Origin of the sequence: Actinomycetospora endophytica (assembly GCF_021026375.1) — a bacterium.
Classification (GTDB): Bacteria; Actinomycetota; Actinomycetes; order Mycobacteriales; family Pseudonocardiaceae; genus Actinomycetospora; species Actinomycetospora endophytica.
This window is the reverse complement of the sequence record NZ_JAJNDB010000004.1, coordinates 203728-220402: the sequence shown is the minus strand read 5'-3', so window position 1 is coordinate 220402 and position 16675 is coordinate 203728. Positions and strand designations below refer to the sequence as shown.

The following is a 16675-nucleotide window of genomic DNA, read 5'->3' as shown; positions in this document are numbered from 1 at the left end:
CCCGGTGCGACCCACGGTGGAGGTGGCGACGACGACGGCGGGGCCCGCCCCCGCGTCCGACCGGCGGCACCTGCACGAGGTCGATCTCTTCCGGCTGCTCACCTTCGCCTCGGTCATCGGCGTGCACGTGCTCTCCGCCGCGACCACGGCCGACGACGTCCCCTCGAACGGTGGACAGCTGCTCCTGCACTTCACCCGTGAGGCCTTCTTCACCCTCACCGGGTTCGTCCTGACGTTCCAGATGCTGCGCCGCCCGCAGCGCCCGCTGCCGTTCTGGCGCAAGCGAATCCCGCTCGTGCTCACGCCCTACCTCACGTGGACCGTCGTCTACTCGCTGCTCGCGGTGTGGACCCGGGCGCCGGGCACGGCGGAGCCGACGGTGTCGCAGGAGCTGGCGACCATGGGGTGGAACGCCCTCGAGGGCACGGCCTGGTACCACCTGTACTTCCTGCTCGTCACGCTGCAGCTCTACCTGGTCTTCCCCGTGCTGGTCGCGGGCCTGCGGCGGCTGGGCCGGACCGGGCACCTGGTCGTGCTCGGGGTCGCGCTGGCCCTGCAGATCGCGGTGTGCGTGCTGATCAGCAACCCGCCCGCGAACGGGTTCGGGGCGTTCGTGACGGCGCACGGCTTCGCCCTGCTGCCCTCCTACCTGCTGTACCCGGTCCTCGGCGCGGTCGCGGCGCTGCACCTCGACCAGGTGCAGGCGGCGGTCCTGCGCTTCCGGTGGTGGATCGCGGGGCTCGTGGTCGTGGCGGTCGTGGCCAGCGAGGTCGTCTACGTGCTGCGGGTCGACGGCGGGACCGCGGCCGTGGTCGCGTCCGCGGTGTTCGAGCCGACGACGATCGCGTGGTTCCTGGTGGCGGTGCTCGGGCTGTACACGTTCAGCCTGGTCGCCACGGCCGGCTGGCGTCCCGGGGGGCCGGCCCGGCGGGTGCTCGCGTACGCGTCGGACCGGTCGTTCGGGATCTTCCTGGCGCATCCGCTGGTGCTGGCCGGCCTGCTGACGATCTCCGGCGGGTGGGTGGACGCGGTCGGGTCCGGGCTGACTCTGGCGGCGCTCTACCTGGGCACCGTGGTCGGGTCCGTGGTGATCGCGGACGTGCTGCGGCGGGTGCCGGGGTCGACGGCTCTGACCGGGCGGGTCCGCATAGGTGCCTCCGGCTCGTGAGCAGTAATTGATGCCAGGGCGTCAATTTGTGCTCACAGGCGCGAGAGCGCACCTCTGGCCTCGGCCAACGCCGTCGGGTCGACCAGGCTCGTCGTGTCGCCGGGCTCGCGGCCGGACGCGAGGTCGAGCAGCAGGCGGCGCATGATCTTGCCGGAGCGGGTCTTCGGCAGCACCGACACGACGTGGACCGCGCTCGGGCGCGCGACCGGCCCGAGCACCTGCCCGACGTGGGCGCGCAGGTCGGCGGTGAGGTCGGTGTCGTGGTCGTCGTCGCCCCGCAGCACGACGAACGCGACGATCGCCTGACCCGTCGTCGGGTCCGGGGAACCGATGACGCCCGCCTCCCCCACCCGAGGATGGCTGATCAGCGCCGACTCGAGCTCGATGCTGGAGAGCCGGTGCCCCGAGACGTTCATGACGTCGTCGACGCGGCCCTGCAGCCAGACGTAGCCGTCGGCGTCGACGCGGGCACCGTCGCCGGCGGTGTACCAGCGCCGCGAGCGGAACTTCTGGAAGTAGCTCGAGACGTAGCGGTCCTGGTCGCCCCACACGGTGCGGGCCTGGCCGGGCCACGGGCGGTCGACGACGAGGAGGCCACCCTCGTCGGGGTCCGCGTCGGTCCCGTCCTCGCGGACCACCCTGACACTGATGCCGGGGAGCGGGAGGGTCGCCGAGCCGGGCTTCAGCGGGGTCACCCCCGGCAGCGGCGCGACCATCGCGGCGCCGGTCTCGGACTGCCACCAGGTGTCGACGATCGGGCAGCGCCCGCCGCCGACGTGGGCGTGCAGCCAGCGCCACGCCTCCGGGTTGATCGCCTCGCCGACGCTGCCCAGGAGCCGGAGCGACGACAGGTCGTGACCCGCCGTCAGGGGCTCGTCGTCAGAGTCCCAGATCATGAAGGTGCGCACGAGCGTGGGCGCCGTGTAGTAGACGGTCACGCCGTACTTCGCGAGGATCTCGAAGTGGCGGCCCCGGTGCGGGGTGTCCGGGGTGCCCTCGTAGAGCACCTGGGTGACGCCGTTGGCGAGCGGCCCGTAGACCTCGTAGGTGTGGGCGGTGACCCAGGCGAGGTCGGCCTGGCACCAGTAGACGTCGTCGGGGCGGTGGTCGAAGCAGGCCCACGCGGTCCAGGCGGTCTGGGTGAGGTAGCCGCCCATGGTGTGCACGAGGCCCTTGGGCTTGCCGGTGGTCCCCGAGGTGTAGATGAGGAAGAGCGGCGTCTCGGCGTCGAAGGCCTCGGCGTCGTGGTGGGTGGGTCGGCCCGCGACGGCGTCGTGCCACCAGACGTCGCGGCCCTCGGTCCACGGCACGTCCTGGCCGGTGCGGCGCACCACGAGGACGTGCTCGACGTGGTCGAGGCCCTCGACGGCGCTGTCGGCGTTCTCCTTGACCGGCACCGCCCGGCCGCGCCGGTACTGCCCGTCGGTGGTGACGACGAGCTTCGCCCGCCCGTCGGTGACCCGGTAGCGCAGCGCCTCCGCCGAGAACCCGCCGAAGACCAGGCTGTGCAGCGCGCCGATCCGGGCACACGCGAGCATGACGACGACGGTCTCGACCAGCACCGGCAGATACACGACGACGACGTCGCCCCGCTCGACACCGAGCGCGGTCAGGGCGTGGGCGGTCTGCGCCACCTGATGCTGGAGATCCGCGTAGGTGAGGCGGCGCTCGTCACCGGGCTCACCCTCCCAGAGCAGCGCGGGCTTGTCCCCGAGGCCGTTCGCGACGTGCCGGTCGACGCAGTTGTGCGCGACGTTGAGCCGACCGTCCGCGAACCACGTGACGAACGGGTGCTCGGTGCCGTCGTAGCCCACCGTGGGCTCGCGCTCCCAGTCCAGCTCCCGCGCGCGGGCGAGCCAGAACCCGTCCAGGTCGGCGTTCGCCTCGGCGCGCAGCCGCTCGTCGTCGGCGGCCGTGACGTTGGCGCGGGCCGCGAGGTCGGCGGGCGGGTCGTAGACGTCGTCGCTCACGATCTCGAGGGTGCCCAGCCAGGTGCGCTGTCGCGCCCGTGAGCAGTAATTGAGGCTCTGGCCTCAGTTACTGCTCACAGGCGCGGAGCGCACCTAGTCCGGCGGTCCGTCGATCAGCTCATCGAGCGTGACGAACAGTGGCTCACCGCGCTCGGCCGCCCGCGCGCTGGCCCGCCGGGCCGCGGCCGCGATCCGCGCCAGCTCGTCAGCCGCCACGACGCGTGTCTGGACGACCTCGCCGTCGTCGTTCGTCAGCGTCACCGCCACGAGGCCGGCCTCGGGCTCCTCGGAGAACTCCAGGCCCATGGGTGCAGACCCTAGCGACGCCGCGTCGAGGATGTGGAGCTACGGACACTGAACGTCAGCGACGCCGCATCGCTGACACTCACGCGAGCGCCGCCGAGATCCGCTCCAGTGCGTCCGCGAGCACCGGGCGCGCCATCGCCAGGTTCAGCCGCATCCCGCCCGGCCCCGCGCACGCCGCGCCGTCGGTCATCACGACCCCGGCCTCGCGGGCGAAGAAGGCCGACGGCGGCTCGTCGAGCCCGAGACCGGTCGCGTCCAACCAGGCCAGGTAGGTCCCCTCGGGCACGGTCACCGACAGCCCCGGCAGGTCGGTGCCGCGCAGCAGCGCCCGGTTCCCGTCGAGATAGCCGAGCACGTCGTCGAGCCACTCCCGGCCGTCCCGGTACGCGGCCGTCGACGCGAGCACGCCCGGCGTCGCGGTGCCGTGCTCGGCCAGGTAGCCGACCTCGGTCCAGCGCGCCGCGTCCGCGGAGTTCGACAGGATCAGCTGCCCGCACTTGAGCCCGGGCAGGTTCCAGGCCTTGGACGCCGAGGTCGCCGTCAGGGTGTGGGCCGCCGCGGTCTCGGACGACGCGGCGTAGGGCCGGTGCACGCGGCCGTCGAACGTCAGCGGCGCGTGGATCTCGTCGGCGAACACCCGCGCGCCGTGGCGCCCGACGACCGCCGTCACCGCGGCCAGCTCGGCCTCGGTGAGGACCCGGCCGGTGGGGTTGTGCGGGTTCGTGAGCACCAGCAGCTTCGACCCCGAGCTGGCGAACGCCGCGTCGAGAACGTCCAGGTCGAGCGACCAGGACCCGCCGTCGTGGGCCATCGGCACCCGCACCAGCTCCCGGCCGAGCATCCCGGGCACCGTCAGGAACGGCATGTAGGCCGGGGTCGGCAGCAGGACCGGGGACCCGGGCGGGGTGAAGTGCTCGACGACGGACGTGAGCGCGGTGAGCACGTCGGGCAGCGGCCGGATCCACGCCGGGTCGACCGCGTAGCCGAAGCGGTCAGACCAGAACGCGGCGCATGCGTCCGCCATCTCGGCCACCCACGCGTCCGAGAGATAGCCGAACCGGTTGCCGTCGGCGCAGGCCCGCACCGCCTCGGCGACCGCGGGCGCCGGCGGGAAGTCCATCTCGGCGACGAACGCGCCGATCAGTCCGCGGCCGTGCGCGTCGGTGCCGGGGGTCGACCACTTCCAGCTGCCGCCCGCCCGCATCGCGTCGGCGGTCAGCGAGTCGAAGGGATGCGCCATGCCCCCATGATCACACCCTTGCGGCCCGTCCGGCCCAGCTCCATACCGGACGAACGGCGCGTTCGTCGCCATCAAGCGTCACGAACGCGCCGTTCGTGCCGTTCGGGGCAGGGCTCCCGATCGGGGCAGGGTGCTCCGATCGGGGCAGGGTGCTCCGATCGGGGCAGGGTGCTCCGGACGAGCGGGCCGACTAGCGGGTGTCCTCGCCCAGCTTGTGCACGCGCAGCAGGTTGGTCTTCCCCGCGGTCCCGGGCGGCGAGCCGGAGACGATGACGACGAGCTCGCCCGGCGCGAAGCGCCCGATCGCCAGGATCGACTCATCGACCCGGTGGATCATCGCGTCGGTCGTCTCCTCCCACGGCACGAGGAAGGTCTCCACGCCCCAGGAGAGCGCGAGCTGGGACCGGATCTCGGGCATCGGGGTGAACGCCAGCACCGGCAGCCGGGTGTGCAGCCGCGCCAGCCGCCGCACGGTGTCCCCGGAGCGCGTGAACGCCACCAGCGCGCGGGCGTTGAGGCGCTCCCCGATGTCGCGGGCCGCCGTCGTCACCACGCCCCGCTGGGTGCGCGGCACGTGCTGGATCGCGGGCACCGACGCCGGGCCGCTCTCCACGGCCTCGACGATGCGCGACATCGTCTGCACCGTCTCGATCGGGTAGTCGCCGACCGAGGTCTCCCCGGAGAGCATCACGGCATCGGCGCCGTCGAGAACGGCGTTCGCGACGTCGCTCGCCTCGGCCCGCGTCGGCCGGAAGTTGTGGATCATCGACTCGAGCATCTGCGTCGCGACGATCACCGGCTTGGCGTTCTCCCGCGCGATCTGCACCGCGCGCTTCTGCACCAGCGGGACGTCCTCGAGGGCCAGCTCCACGCCGAGGTCACCGCGGGCCACCATGACCGCGTCGAAGGCGAGCACGATCGCCTCGAGCGCGTCGACCGCCTCGGGCTTCTCGAGCTTGGCGATCACCGGCAGGTGGGCGTCGTACTCCGCCATGATCTTGTGGACGAGCTCGGCGTCGGCCGGCGAGCGCACGAACGAGAGCGCGATCATGTCGACGCGCAGGCCGAGCGCGAACCGCAGGTCCGCCTCGTCCTTCTCGCTCATCGCGGGCACCGACACGACGGTGCCGGGCAGCGAGATCCCCTTGTGGTCCGAGACCCGGCCGCCCTCGACGACGCGGCACACCACGTCACTACCCTCGACGTCGGTGACCTCGATCGCGACGTTGCCGTCGTCGATGAGCAGCGACTCCCCCGGCCGGACGTCGTCGGCGAGGCCGGCGTAGGTGGTCGACACACGGTCGTGGGTGCCCTCGACGTCGTCGGTGGTGATCCGGACGGTCTCGCCCGTCGCCCATGTCTGCGGCCCGTCGGCGAACGTCCCCAGCCGGATCTTCGGGCCCTGCAGGTCGGCGAGGATGCCGACGGCGCGCCCCTCGGCGTCCGCGGCCGCACGCACCCGCTCGTAGACCTCGGCATGCTGCGCGTGCTCCCCGTGCGAGAAGTTGAGCCGGGCGACGTCCATCCCGGCCCGGACCAGGGCCCGGATCCGCTCCGGGGACGACGTCGACGGGCCCAGGGTGCAGACGATCTTGGCGCGACGGCTCACGGCTCCATCGTACGGCGGGCTGCACCGATCCAGGAGGGCCGGGACACACCTCTGGGGTTCCGCCGGTTCCGGCCGCCGGGCCCGACCGCCGGGCCGGGTCGGACACTCCGACTACGGTGGCCGTCGTGGGGGCACGGCACGACCAGACGGACACGGGGCCCACGGCTCCGGGCGACGCGCTCCCCTCACCCGACCCGCCACCGGACACGCCCGAGACTCCCGACCCCTGGGAGATCCCGCGCGGGCTCGACGTCGCGGCGGGGCTCGCGTGGCGGCTGCTCCTGATCGCCGCCGCCGCGTTCGTCGTGATCTACCTCGCGGGCACGTTCTCGGTCGTCCTCATCCCGGTCGTCCTCGCGCTGATCGCCGCCTCGCTGCTGGCGCCCGAGGCGCACCTGATGAGCACGCGGGTGCGGTGGCTGCCGCACGCGGTGGCGACGGCGATCGTGGTCGTCGGGGGTCTCGCGGTGGTCGGCGGCGTCTTCACCGGCGTCGTGTTCGCGTTCATCTCCGGCCTCCCGCAGCTGACCAGCCAGCTCACGAACAGCCTCTCCGAGATCCAGAACTGGGTGCGCTCCGGCCCGCTCGGGCTGAACAACCAGCAGTTCACCGCCATCGGCGACCAGATCCTCACCGGCGTGCAGCAGAGCCAGGCCACGATCGCGAGCAGCGCCCTCGGCGCCGTGAGCACCGTGGGCGAACTGGTCACCGAAGGCCTGCTCGCCCTGTTCACCGTGATCTTCCTGGTGCACGACGGCGGGACGATCTGGCGGTTCCTGCTGCAGGCGGTCCCGCGGCGGGCGCGGCCCCGCGCCGACCTCGCCGGGCGGCGCGCGTTCGCGTCGCTCGTCGGCTACACCCGCGCGATCGTCGTCGTCGCGTTCATCGACGCCGTGACCGCGGGCCTGGGCCTGTGGGCGATCGGGGTGCCGCTGGCGGTCCCGCTCGCGGCGCTGATCTTCTTCGGGGCGTTCGTCCCGACGGTCGGCGCGGTGGTCTCCGGGGCCGTCGCCGCGCTGGTCGCGCTCGTCAGCGGCGGGGTGACCGACATGCTGCTGGTCGTCGCGCTGCTGCTGGCCGTGCAGAACCTGGAGGGCTACATCCTCCAGCCGCTGTTCCTGGGCAAGTCGATCAAGCTGCACCCGCTCGCGGTCGTCCTGCCGATCGCCTGCGGGCTCGTCGTCGCCGGGATCCCGGGCGCGCTGCTCGCCGTCCCGCTGGTCACGGTGCTCGACAACGGCGTCCGCTCGCTGACCCGGTCCTCCGAGGCCGACGTCGACCCGGCGTCGGTGAACCCGCTCGACCCCCGCTCGGCGCGCCCCGAGTTCGCCGGACCCGTCGTGCGGATGGCCCCGCCGAAGGACTGATCAGCTCGCCGAGGTGACCCGGTACACGTCGTAGACGCCCTCGACGTTGCGCACCACGCGCAGCACGTGCCCGAGGTGCTTCGGGTCGCCCATCTCGAAGCTGAATCGGCTCACCGCGACGCGGTCGCGCGAGGTCGTCACCGACGCCGACAGGATGTTGACCTTCTCGTCCGCGAGCGCCTTCGTGATGTCGGAGAGCAGCCGGTGCCGGTCGAGCGCCTCCACCTGGATCGCGACGAGGAAGACCGCCGTCGACGACGACGCCCAGCTGACGTCGACCAGCCGCTCCGGCTCGGAGCGCAGGTCGTCGGCGTTCGTGCAGTCGGTGCGGTGGACGCTGACGCCGCCACCACGGGTCACGAAGCCGAGGATCTCGTCGCCGGGCACCGGCGTGCAGCACCGGGCGAGCTTGATCCAGAGATCCGACGACTCGCCGTCGTCGTTGCCCATGCCGTTGACGACGACCCCGACGTCCCCGGTGCCCCGGCGCCGCTGGGCGGTCGACGGGGTGGCGCGCTCGGCGAGCTCGTCCTCGTTCTGCTCCACCCCGCCGAGCAGGGCGACGAGCCGTTGCACGACGTGGCGCGCGGAGACGTGGTGCTCCCCGACGGCGGCGTAGAGCGCCGAGACGTCGGCGTAGCGCAGTTCGCGGGCGAGCGCGCCCATGGAGTCGGCGCTGACCAGGCGCTGCAGCGGCAGGCCGGTCCGGCGGGCCTCGCGGGTGATGGCGTCCTTGCCGCCCTCGATCGCGTCCTCGCGCCGTTCCTTGGCGAACCACTGCTTGATCTTCTGCTTGGCCCGCGGCGAGGAGACGAAGCCGAGCCAGTCCCGCGACGGCCCCGCGCCCTCGGCCTTCGAGGTGAAGATCTCGACGACCTCGCCGTTCTCGAGCTGGCGCTCCAGCGCGACGAGCCGGCCGTTGACCCGCGACCCGATGCACTTGTTGCCGACCTCGGTGTGCACCGCGTAGGCGAAGTCGACCGGCGTCGACCCGTGCGGCAGCGTGATCACGTCGCCCTTGGGCGTGAACACGAAGATCTCGCGGGTGGCGAGGTCGTAGCGCAGGGACTCCAGGAACTCGCCCGGGTCGGCCGCCTCCCGCTGCCAGTCGAGGAGCTGGCGCATCCAGGCCATCTCGTCGAGCTCGAGGCTGCCGGTCCCGTTGGAGCCCTTGGTCTCCTTGTACCGCCAGTGAGCGGCGATGCCGTACTCGGCGGTGCGGTGCATCTCGTGGGTGCGGATCTGCACCTCGAGGGGCTGCCCGTCCGGCCCGATCACCGTGGTGTGCAGCGACTGGTAGACCCCGAACCGGGGCTGCGCGATGTAGTCCTTGAAGCGCCCGGGCATCGGCTGCCAGAGCGCGTGGACCATGCCCATCGCGGCGTAGCAGTCGCGGACGTCCTCGACGAGGATGCGCACGCCCACCAGGTCGTGGATGTCGTCGAAGTCCTTACCCTTGACGATCATCTTCTGGTAGATCGAGTAGTAGTGCTTCGGGCGGCCGAGCACCTCGGCCTTGACCCGCGCGGCCTCGAGCTGGCCGGACACCTCGTCGATCACGGTGCGCAGGTAGGTGTCGCGCGACGGTGCCCGGTCGGCCACCAGGCGGACGATCTCGTCGTAGCGCTTGGGGTGCAGGATCGCGAACGCGAGGTCCTCGAGCTCCCACTTGACCGTGGACATCCCCAGCCGGTGGGCCAGCGGGGCGAGCACCTCGAGGGTCTCGCGGGCCTTCTTGGCCTGCTTCTCCGGCTTGAGGAAGCGCATGGTGCGCATGTTGTGCAGCCGGTCGGAGAGCTTGATGACCAGCACGCGGGGGTCGCGGGCCATCGCGACGACCATCTTGCGGATCGTCTCCGCCTCGGCCGCCGCCCCGAGCTGGACCTTGTCGAGCTTGGTGACGCCGTCGACGAGGTGCGCGACCTCGGCGCCGAAGTCGGTGGAGAGCTTCTCCAGCGAGTAGTCGGTGTCCTCGACGGTGTCGTGCAGCAGCGCCGCGACCAGCGTCGTCGTGTCCATGCCCAGCTCGGCGAGGATCGTCGCGACGGCGAGCGGGTGGGTGATGTACGGGTCGCCCGACTTGCGCATCTGGCCCTCGTGGAAGGCCTCCGCGGTGTCGTAGGCGTGCTGCAGCGTGGAGAGGTCGGCGCTCGGGTGCAGCTCGCGGTGCACCGTGGCGAGCGGCTCCAGGACCGGCTTGACCGGCCCCGTGCGCTGGGCGGTGATCCGCCGGGCGATCCGGGCGCGGACCCGCCGGGTCGCCGAACGCGGCCGTCCGCTCTGTGTGCCGCCGGCGTCGGTCGAGCCGTGCTCGAGTCGCTGCGCCTCGCGCGGCTCGCTCGACCCCAGGGTCGGCGCCCCGTCCGAGTCCGACTCGGCGCGCTCGGCCGTGTCGGTGGCCGGCCCCAGGTCCTGGCTCACTGAGCACCTCCGCAGGTCGAGCCGCCGCGCGCCTCGCGTCTCGTCGCGGGACCCGGAACTGGTCCGGATCCGGAATCCTTCCAGCTTAGGTCACCGGTTGCGGCGGTGTCGGGTTCCGCGGCGTCGGACGGGACGAGAGGTCATCAGCCGTCGCCCGCCCGTGATGATCGCGCGGCGGGCCGGTCCGGCCGTCGGTGAACGGTCCCTCACAGGGGGATGGTGGCGGTCTGGCGGGCGGGCTCCAGCACGACGTGGTGCTCCGGACCGGCCGACGCCCGCCCGGCGTGCGGCGCGAAGCCCGCGGCCGCGACGACGACCAGCCACGGTCCGGTGCCCGCCCCGACCGCGACGGCGAAGCTGCCACCGGCGCCCGCGTCCGTCCGGACCCGGCCGAGCTGGCGCCCGTGCGGGTCGACCGCCGTCACGACGGCGTCGAGACCGCGGCCCCCGCCCTCGGTCACCCGGCCGCGGACCGCGGTACACGTCGTGGCGGCGGGGTCGGCGGCGACGGCGGCCTCGGAGGCACTCGCGTCCTCGGGGATCGGCGCGGTCGGGTCGATCTCGTGCAGCGCGATGAGCGCACCGTGCAGCGAGGACAGCTCCGCGAGCAGCGTCTCCGGGCTGTCCGGGTCGGTGTCGGGACGGTCCGCGTGCCGACCCGGGCTGCGGCCCTCGGCGAGGGCGTCGACGAGCCCCCCGACCGCGGTCATCGCGCCCTGGACGGCCTCGTGGCGGTGCGAGCGCGAATCCTCCACCGCGTGGATCACGGCCCGCACCCGGGCGGCACAGCGCACCCACGCCGACAGCCGGCCGCTCACCGCGTCCTTGCGCGCCCCGGAGCCCGGGGCGGTGCGCAGCGAGAGCGGGACACCGATCAGCGCGAGCTGGTGGATCGCGAAGTCCAGCGACCGGACCCGGGCGTGCAGGTCGACGGGCCCGCCGTCCTCCCCCGCCGTGGCCCCGCGGCCGTGCAGCACCGCCGCCACGTCCACGGTCGCCGCCCGCAGCTCCTCGGCCAGCCGGGCGCGCGCCGCCTCGAGGGCGCACGTCGCGGAGGTGGGCAGGAACGACACCGCGACGACCCCGCCGATCACGGCACCCAGCGCGGTCTCCCCGACCCGCAGCGCGAGCAGCCCCTCGCTGTAGGTCCCCAGCAGCTCGTACAGCTCCGCGATCATGATCGTGATCGCGAACGCGAGGCACGTGTAGGAGACCCGGAACAGGTAGAAGCCGACGAAGATCGCCAGGAGGATGACGACGAGCGAGATCACCGTCGAGTGCCCGAGCAGCGGCACGACGACGAGGGCGACCACCACCCCGACGACGGTCCCGACGGTGCGCTGCATCCCCTTGCGGATGGTCTCCGCCGCGGTCGCGGTACCGGTGAAGGCGAGGAAGCAGGCGAGGACCGCCCAGTACCAGCGCTGACCGGACAGCGCGTCCCCGAGCGCGATCGACAGCCCGCCGGCCAGCGCGATCTGCAGCGCCTGTCGCGTGGTGAGCAGCAGCTTCGCCGCGCCCTCGGGAGCGACCATGGGGCCGACGGTGACGGCGCTGCCGGGCAGGAAGCCCGCGAACAGCTCGGCGGCGGGCGTGAAGGCGGGCCCGGCAACGCCGGCCTCGCCGGCCTCGCCGGTCGCGTCGCGGGGATCGTCGGTGCCGGCGCGGTCGTCGGCGAGGACTCCGCGGAGCTGGTCCAGGGCCCGCTCCACCGCGTCGACGTCGGCCGGGACGACCTCGTCGGGGGTGGTGTCGAGCAGGCGGGCGAGCGCGCTCTCAGTGCGCAGGATCGCCGCCCGGGCCTGCGGCGCGTGGCGTGGATCGGCGACCGCGTGGGGCACGGCGAGCTGCCCGTCGAGCAGCACCGCGACCTCGTTCACCCGCAGCAGCGCGCGGTCCGCGGTGCCGATCCGCCCGGTCCAGCGCTGCCAGGGCGAGCGGGCCTCGGCGTCGCGGTGCTCGGCAGCGGCGATCCGCACCCGGGCGGCGAACGCGTCGACCATCCGGCGCGTCCGCCGGGCCGGGCGCTGCGGGGCGACGACCAGCCCGATGATCAGCAGGAGGACGGTTGAGCTGGCGACCGCGAGCAGCACCACCGGCAGCTGCGCAAAGCTGAGCTGGAGGAACAGGGCCATGAAGTAGCCCATCCAGACGACCATCCCGCAGGCGAACGCGCGGGGGCCGAAGCGGCGGACCCAGACCACCACGAACATCACGACGACGAACAGCGACAGCGACAGCACCCGGTGCTTGTCGACGAGCGTGCTCAGCGTGATCCCGGCCAGCAGCGCCACCGGCAGGCAGAGCTGGGTGATCGCGCGGCCGCCGGTGGTCGGGTCGGACGCGGTGAACGTCGTCATCATCGTCAGGACGGCGCCCAGGACGAGGACGATCATCGCGGCGATGCCCTGCAGGCCGAGGCCGTTCGCGAGGAGGGCGGCCACGCCGAGCGCGACGGCGAGCGAGAGCGCCGCCCGCGTCGCGAGCGCGATCCGGACGTTGCCGGGGTCGGAGGCGAGGAGCCGGTCACGCCAGGAGATGCGGGCGACCGTGCCGCGCTCCCCCGGGGTCCCGCCGTGGATGACGACCTGGGCGTGGTCGTTCCGCTCGACGGGTCTGCTGCCCTGACGCCGTTCGGTCGACGTGACAGTCATCGTCCTCCCTCTGGTTCGCCACCGATGATGTTAGCTGTGCGAACCATCGGTCGGGGGACGAACCAGTTCCGGAGAGCGAGATGTGGCGGATTCCGCAGTCCCTCGCCGGGGTCACGGTCCCGGGCGTCGGGGACCGCGCTCAGCGCTGCAGCACGGTGTGCAGCGGGCGTCCGGCGAGCCGGCCGCGCCCGTCGAGCTCGGGCAGCTCGAGGACCACCGCCAGTGAGGCGACCGTGGCCCCGCTCTCCTCGACCAGCCCGCACGCGGCCTCCGCCGTGCCGCCGGTGGCGAGGACGTCGTCGACGAGCAGCGCCCGCGCCCCCGGCTCGAGGACGCCGGCGGGCAGCTCGAGCGTCGCCGAGCCGTACTCGAGCTCGTAGGAGCGTGACGCCGCGACCGCGGGCAGCTTCCCCTGCTTGCGGACGGGGACGATGCCGAGCCCGAGCTCCTGGGCGACGGCGGCGCCGAGCAGGAAGCCGCGGGCCTCGATCCCGACGACGACGTCCGCCGGACCGTCCGCGAGCGACGCGCCGAGCAGCCGCGTGGTCGCGGCCAGCCCGCGCGCGTCCGCGAGCACCGTCGTGAGGTCCCAGAACCGGATGCCCGGCTTCGGGAAGTCGGGGACCGCGCGCAGCAGGTCCGCGACGAGGGCGCGGTCCGCCTCCGGGCCGGCAGCGGTCACCGGCGTCGCTTCCCGCTCGGGCGACCGGACTTGCCCGCCGGCCGGGCACCGGGACGCGGCGCGGCGCCGGTCCGGTCGGAGGGCGGCGCGGGCCGGGTGGCCGGAGCCGTGCCAGGTCCGCCCGCGGCCGCGGCCACCGCGTGGGTGTCGAGGACGTCGGTCGACTCCCCCGTCGCCGTCCCGCCGTCCTGGGCCTGGGCGCGCCGGGCGTTCTTCTCCCGCCGCGCGGCCACGCGCTGCGCCTGCTGGGCCCACACGCGGTCGCGCATCGCCAGGTCGACGACGATCGGGGTCGCGAGCAGGATCGAGGACGCGGCACCGATGATCGTCCCGACGAGCTGGACGAGCGCGAGGTCGCCGAGCACACCGACGCCGAGCAGGATCACGCCGACCACGAACAGGCCGATGAGTGGCAGCGCCGCGATCAGCGAGGTGTTGAGCGAGCGCATCAGGGTCTGGTTGACCGCAAGGTTCGCCGCCTCCGCGTAGGTGCGGCGGGTGAGCCCCTTCAGCCCGCGGGTGTTCTCCCGGACCTTGTCGAACACGACGACCGTGTCGTAGAGGGAGAACCCGAGGATCGTCAGCAGCCCGATCACGGTCGCGGGTGAGACCTCGAAGCCGACCAACGAGTAGACGCCGGCCGTCACGATGATGTCGTTGATCAGGGCGATGATCGCCCCGACGGCCATCCGGCGTTCGAAGTAGAACGCCAGGTAGGCGGTCACCAGCACGAGGAAGACCGCCAGGGCGATCATCGCCTGACGGGTGATCTCCCCGCCCCAGCTCGCGCTGACGGCGCTGTCGCTGATCGCCTCCTGGTCGGGCTGGCCGGAACTGCCCAGCGGCTGGAACTGCTGGAACAGGGCCTGGTTCAGCGCGAACTGCTCGGACTGCGAGAGCGACTCGGACTTGATGACGATGGTCGCGGAGTTGCCGGTGCCCGCGGTCTGCACCGACTCGGCCGGACGGCCCACGGCCTTGTCGAAGGCCTGCTCGACCTGGCTGGTGCTCGCGACGCCGGTCGCCCCGCGGGCCGGGAACTGCACCGAGGTCCCGCCCTCGAAGTCGATCGAGAAGTTGAACCCGCGCAGGACCATCGAGAGCAGGCAGATCAGCACGATGACGCCGAAGACCGCGTACCAGGTGCGCGACCGGCCGACGATGTCGATGCCGCCGTTGCCCTCGTAGAGCTTGTCGAGCCGACTGCGCTTCACCCGGGCGGAGCCCCGGGGCGCGGGGTCGGCGTCCGGCGCGTCGACGTCGGTCTCGTCCTCGTCGTCGATCTCGCCCGGTGCGAGGTCGTCCTCGAGGTCCTCGGGCTCGGGGTCGTCGCGGCGGCTCGCGGGGCGTCCGGCGCGGCGGGTGGGGCGGGTCATCGGGTACCTCCGCGGCCGGAGCCGCTGCGCTGCGACCGGCCGCTGCTCGCGGCGGGACGGCGGGTCTGGCTCGGACGGGCGCCGGGGCGGGGCGTGGTGCCGGTCCCGCCGCCGCGACCACCGGGGCCGGTGCGGGTGGTGGTCTGCGAGGCGACCTTGCCGAGCCCGGACCAGGCCGGGCTCGCGAACAGCTGCGAGTTGGAGGCCATCGAGAGCAGCGGATGGGTCACCAGGAACACCACGACGAGGTCGAGGACCGTCGACATGCCGAGGGTGAACGCGAAGCCACGCACCTGGCCGACGGCGAGCACGTAGAGCACGACCGCGGCGAGGAAGCTCACGGCGTCGCCGGAGAGGATCGTGCGTCTGGCGCGGACCCATCCGCGTGGAACCGCGGAGCGGAAACTTCGGCCCTCGCGCATCTCGTCCTTGATCCGCTCGAAGAAGATCACGAACGAATCCGCGGTGATGCCGATCGCCACGATGAAGCCCGCGACGCCCGAGAGATCGAGGGTGAACCCGATGCCTCGACCGAGCAGGACCAGGACCGCGTAGACGATCAGTCCCGAGAGGATCAGCGAGAGGATCGTCAGCACGCCCAGGGCGCGGTAGTAGAAGAGCGAGTAGACGAACACCAGCGCCAGGCCGATCACGCCGGCGATCAGGCCTGCCTCGAGCGAGGCGAGGCCGAGGGTGGCCGAGATCGTCTGGGCGTCCGAGGTGTCGAACGACAGCGGCAGCGAGCCGTACTTCAGCACGTTGGCCAGGTCGGTCGCCGACTGCTGGTTGAAGTTGCCGCTGATCTGCGAGTTGCCGCCGGGCTGGGCGGCCTGGATGGTCGGGGCCGATACCACCTGCGAGTCGAGCGCGAACGCCACGGCCTTGCCGATGTTCGCCCCGGTGTACTGGCCCCAGATCCCGGCACCGGTCGACTTGAAGTCGACGTTGATGACGAAGCCCGCACCCTGCTGGTTCGGGGACGCGGTCGCGTTCGCCACCTCCGTGCCGGACAGGATCGACGGGCCGAGGACGTACTTGGCCTGACCGTTGCGGTCACAGGCGACCAGCGGCTTCGTCGGGTCGTCGTACCCGCGCAGCGGATCCTCGGCGGCACAGTTCAGCGACTGGACCGCCTTGGCCTGGACGGCCTGGTCGGTGCTCTGGCGGGTCGCCTTGGCCTCCGCGATCGCCGCCACCTGGCGCGGATCCTGCGAGGTCCCTCCGCCGGCCGGAGCGCCGCCGTTGCCGCCGGGCGGCGCGGGCGGGGTCGGGGCCTGGGTGGGCAGTTGCACGCTCTGACCGGCGGGAGCCTTGCCGGGGGTGCCGCCGCCGGCGCCGCCCCCGGTCTGGCCCGGCTGGCTCTGCCCGGGCGGGGCCTGGGTCGGCTGTTGCGCGGCCAGCGGGCCAGCGATGACCGGGCGGAAGTACAGCCGCGCCGTCTGGCCGAGGCTGCGCGCCTGGTCCCCGGCCTGCCCGGGCACCGTGATGACCAGGTTGTTGCCGTTCTGCACGACCTCCGCGCCGGAGACGCCGAGCCCGTTCACGCGCTGCTCGATGATCTGCCGGGCCAGGTTGAGCTGGTCGGGCGTGGGCGCGGCGCCGCTCTCGGTGCGGGCGGTCAGCGTGACCTGGGTCCCGCCCTGCAGGTCGATCCCGAGCTTCGGGGTCGGCGAGCGGTCCCCGGTGAGGAAGACCAGCCCGTAGAGGACCACCACGATCGCCGCGAAGGCGGCGAGATAGCGGCCCGGCCGGAACCGGACGGTGGGAGGGGCCACGCTGCGTACTCCAGGGTCGGGCGACGGTCGGGTCCTCGGAGGAGGTCCTCGCCGCAGACGCCCGGACTGCGCTCCGGCGACGGAACCACGACGCCGGTGCCACTGAG

Annotated in this window: 11 protein-coding genes; 2 read left to right on the top strand and 9 right to left on the bottom strand. The window is 73.0% G+C overall.

Features of this window, described 5'->3' with window-relative positions; translation table 11 throughout:
• Nucleotides 1-4 precede the first annotated feature (4 nt).
• Nucleotides 5-1168: an acyltransferase gene (locus LQ327_RS19245; RefSeq protein ID WP_230736668.1), complete on the top strand. Its 1164-nt coding sequence runs from the start codon at nt 5-7 to the stop codon at nt 1166-1168.
• A gap of 32 nt (nt 1169-1200) precedes the next feature.
• On the opposite strand, the gene acs is transcribed toward LQ327_RS19245, so the two are convergent.
• The 4 genes from acs to pyk form a co-directional block, all read right to left on the bottom strand.
• Nucleotides 1201-3138, bottom strand: coding sequence for an acetate--CoA ligase (gene acs, locus LQ327_RS19240; protein WP_230736666.1), 1938 nt, complete (start codon nt 3136-3138; stop codon nt 1201-1203).
• A 93-nt stretch (nt 3139-3231) separates the two neighbouring features.
• The gene (locus LQ327_RS19235; RefSeq protein WP_230736664.1) at nt 3232-3444 is read right to left on the bottom strand and encodes a hypothetical protein; all 213 of its coding nucleotides are present in this window, start codon (nt 3442-3444) and stop codon (nt 3232-3234) included.
• A gap of 79 nt (nt 3445-3523) precedes the next feature.
• Nucleotides 3524-4684 (bottom strand): MalY/PatB family protein, encoded by a 1161-nt coding sequence (locus LQ327_RS19230; protein ID WP_230736662.1) that lies wholly within the window; start codon nt 4682-4684, stop codon nt 3524-3526.
• Between the two features lie 190 nt (nt 4685-4874).
• Nucleotides 4875-6293, bottom strand: a complete 1419-nt coding sequence (gene pyk / locus LQ327_RS19225; protein ID WP_230736660.1) for a pyruvate kinase — start codon at nt 6291-6293, stop codon at nt 4875-4877.
• A 125-nt stretch (nt 6294-6418) separates the two neighbouring features.
• On the opposite strand from pyk, the gene LQ327_RS19220 reads away from it, so the two are divergent.
• Nucleotides 6419-7660 (top strand): AI-2E family transporter, encoded by a 1242-nt coding sequence (locus LQ327_RS19220; RefSeq protein ID WP_230736658.1) that lies wholly within the window; start codon nt 6419-6421, stop codon nt 7658-7660.
• On the opposite strand, the gene LQ327_RS19215 is transcribed toward LQ327_RS19220, so the two are convergent.
• The 5 genes from LQ327_RS19215 to secD all read right to left on the bottom strand — a co-directional run bounded on the left by LQ327_RS19215 (nt 7661) and on the right by secD (nt 16568).
• Nucleotides 7661-10081 (bottom strand): RelA/SpoT family protein, encoded by a 2421-nt coding sequence (locus LQ327_RS19215; RefSeq protein ID WP_230736656.1) that lies wholly within the window; start codon nt 10079-10081, stop codon nt 7661-7663. It abuts the gene before it with no gap.
• A 206-nt stretch (nt 10082-10287) separates the two neighbouring features.
• Nucleotides 10288-12735: an FUSC family protein gene (locus tag LQ327_RS19210; RefSeq protein WP_230736654.1), complete on the bottom strand. Its 2448-nt coding sequence runs from the start codon at nt 12733-12735 to the stop codon at nt 10288-10290.
• 139 nt (nt 12736-12874) lie between these two features.
• Entirely contained in the window at nt 12875-13417 is a 543-nt protein-coding gene (locus LQ327_RS19205; RefSeq protein WP_230736653.1) for an adenine phosphoribosyltransferase, read from the bottom strand.
• A complete protein-coding gene (gene secF, locus LQ327_RS19200; protein ID WP_230736650.1) occupies nt 13414-14793 on the bottom strand; it encodes a protein translocase subunit SecF in 1380 nt (459 codons plus the stop codon). Before secF ends, LQ327_RS19205 begins: the two co-directional genes overlap by 4 nt.
• The gene (gene secD / locus LQ327_RS19195; RefSeq protein WP_230736648.1) at nt 14790-16568 is read right to left on the bottom strand and encodes a protein translocase subunit SecD; all 1779 of its coding nucleotides are present in this window, start codon (nt 16566-16568) and stop codon (nt 14790-14792) included. Before secD ends, secF begins: the two co-directional genes overlap by 4 nt.
• Nucleotides 16569-16675 lie beyond the last annotated feature (107 nt).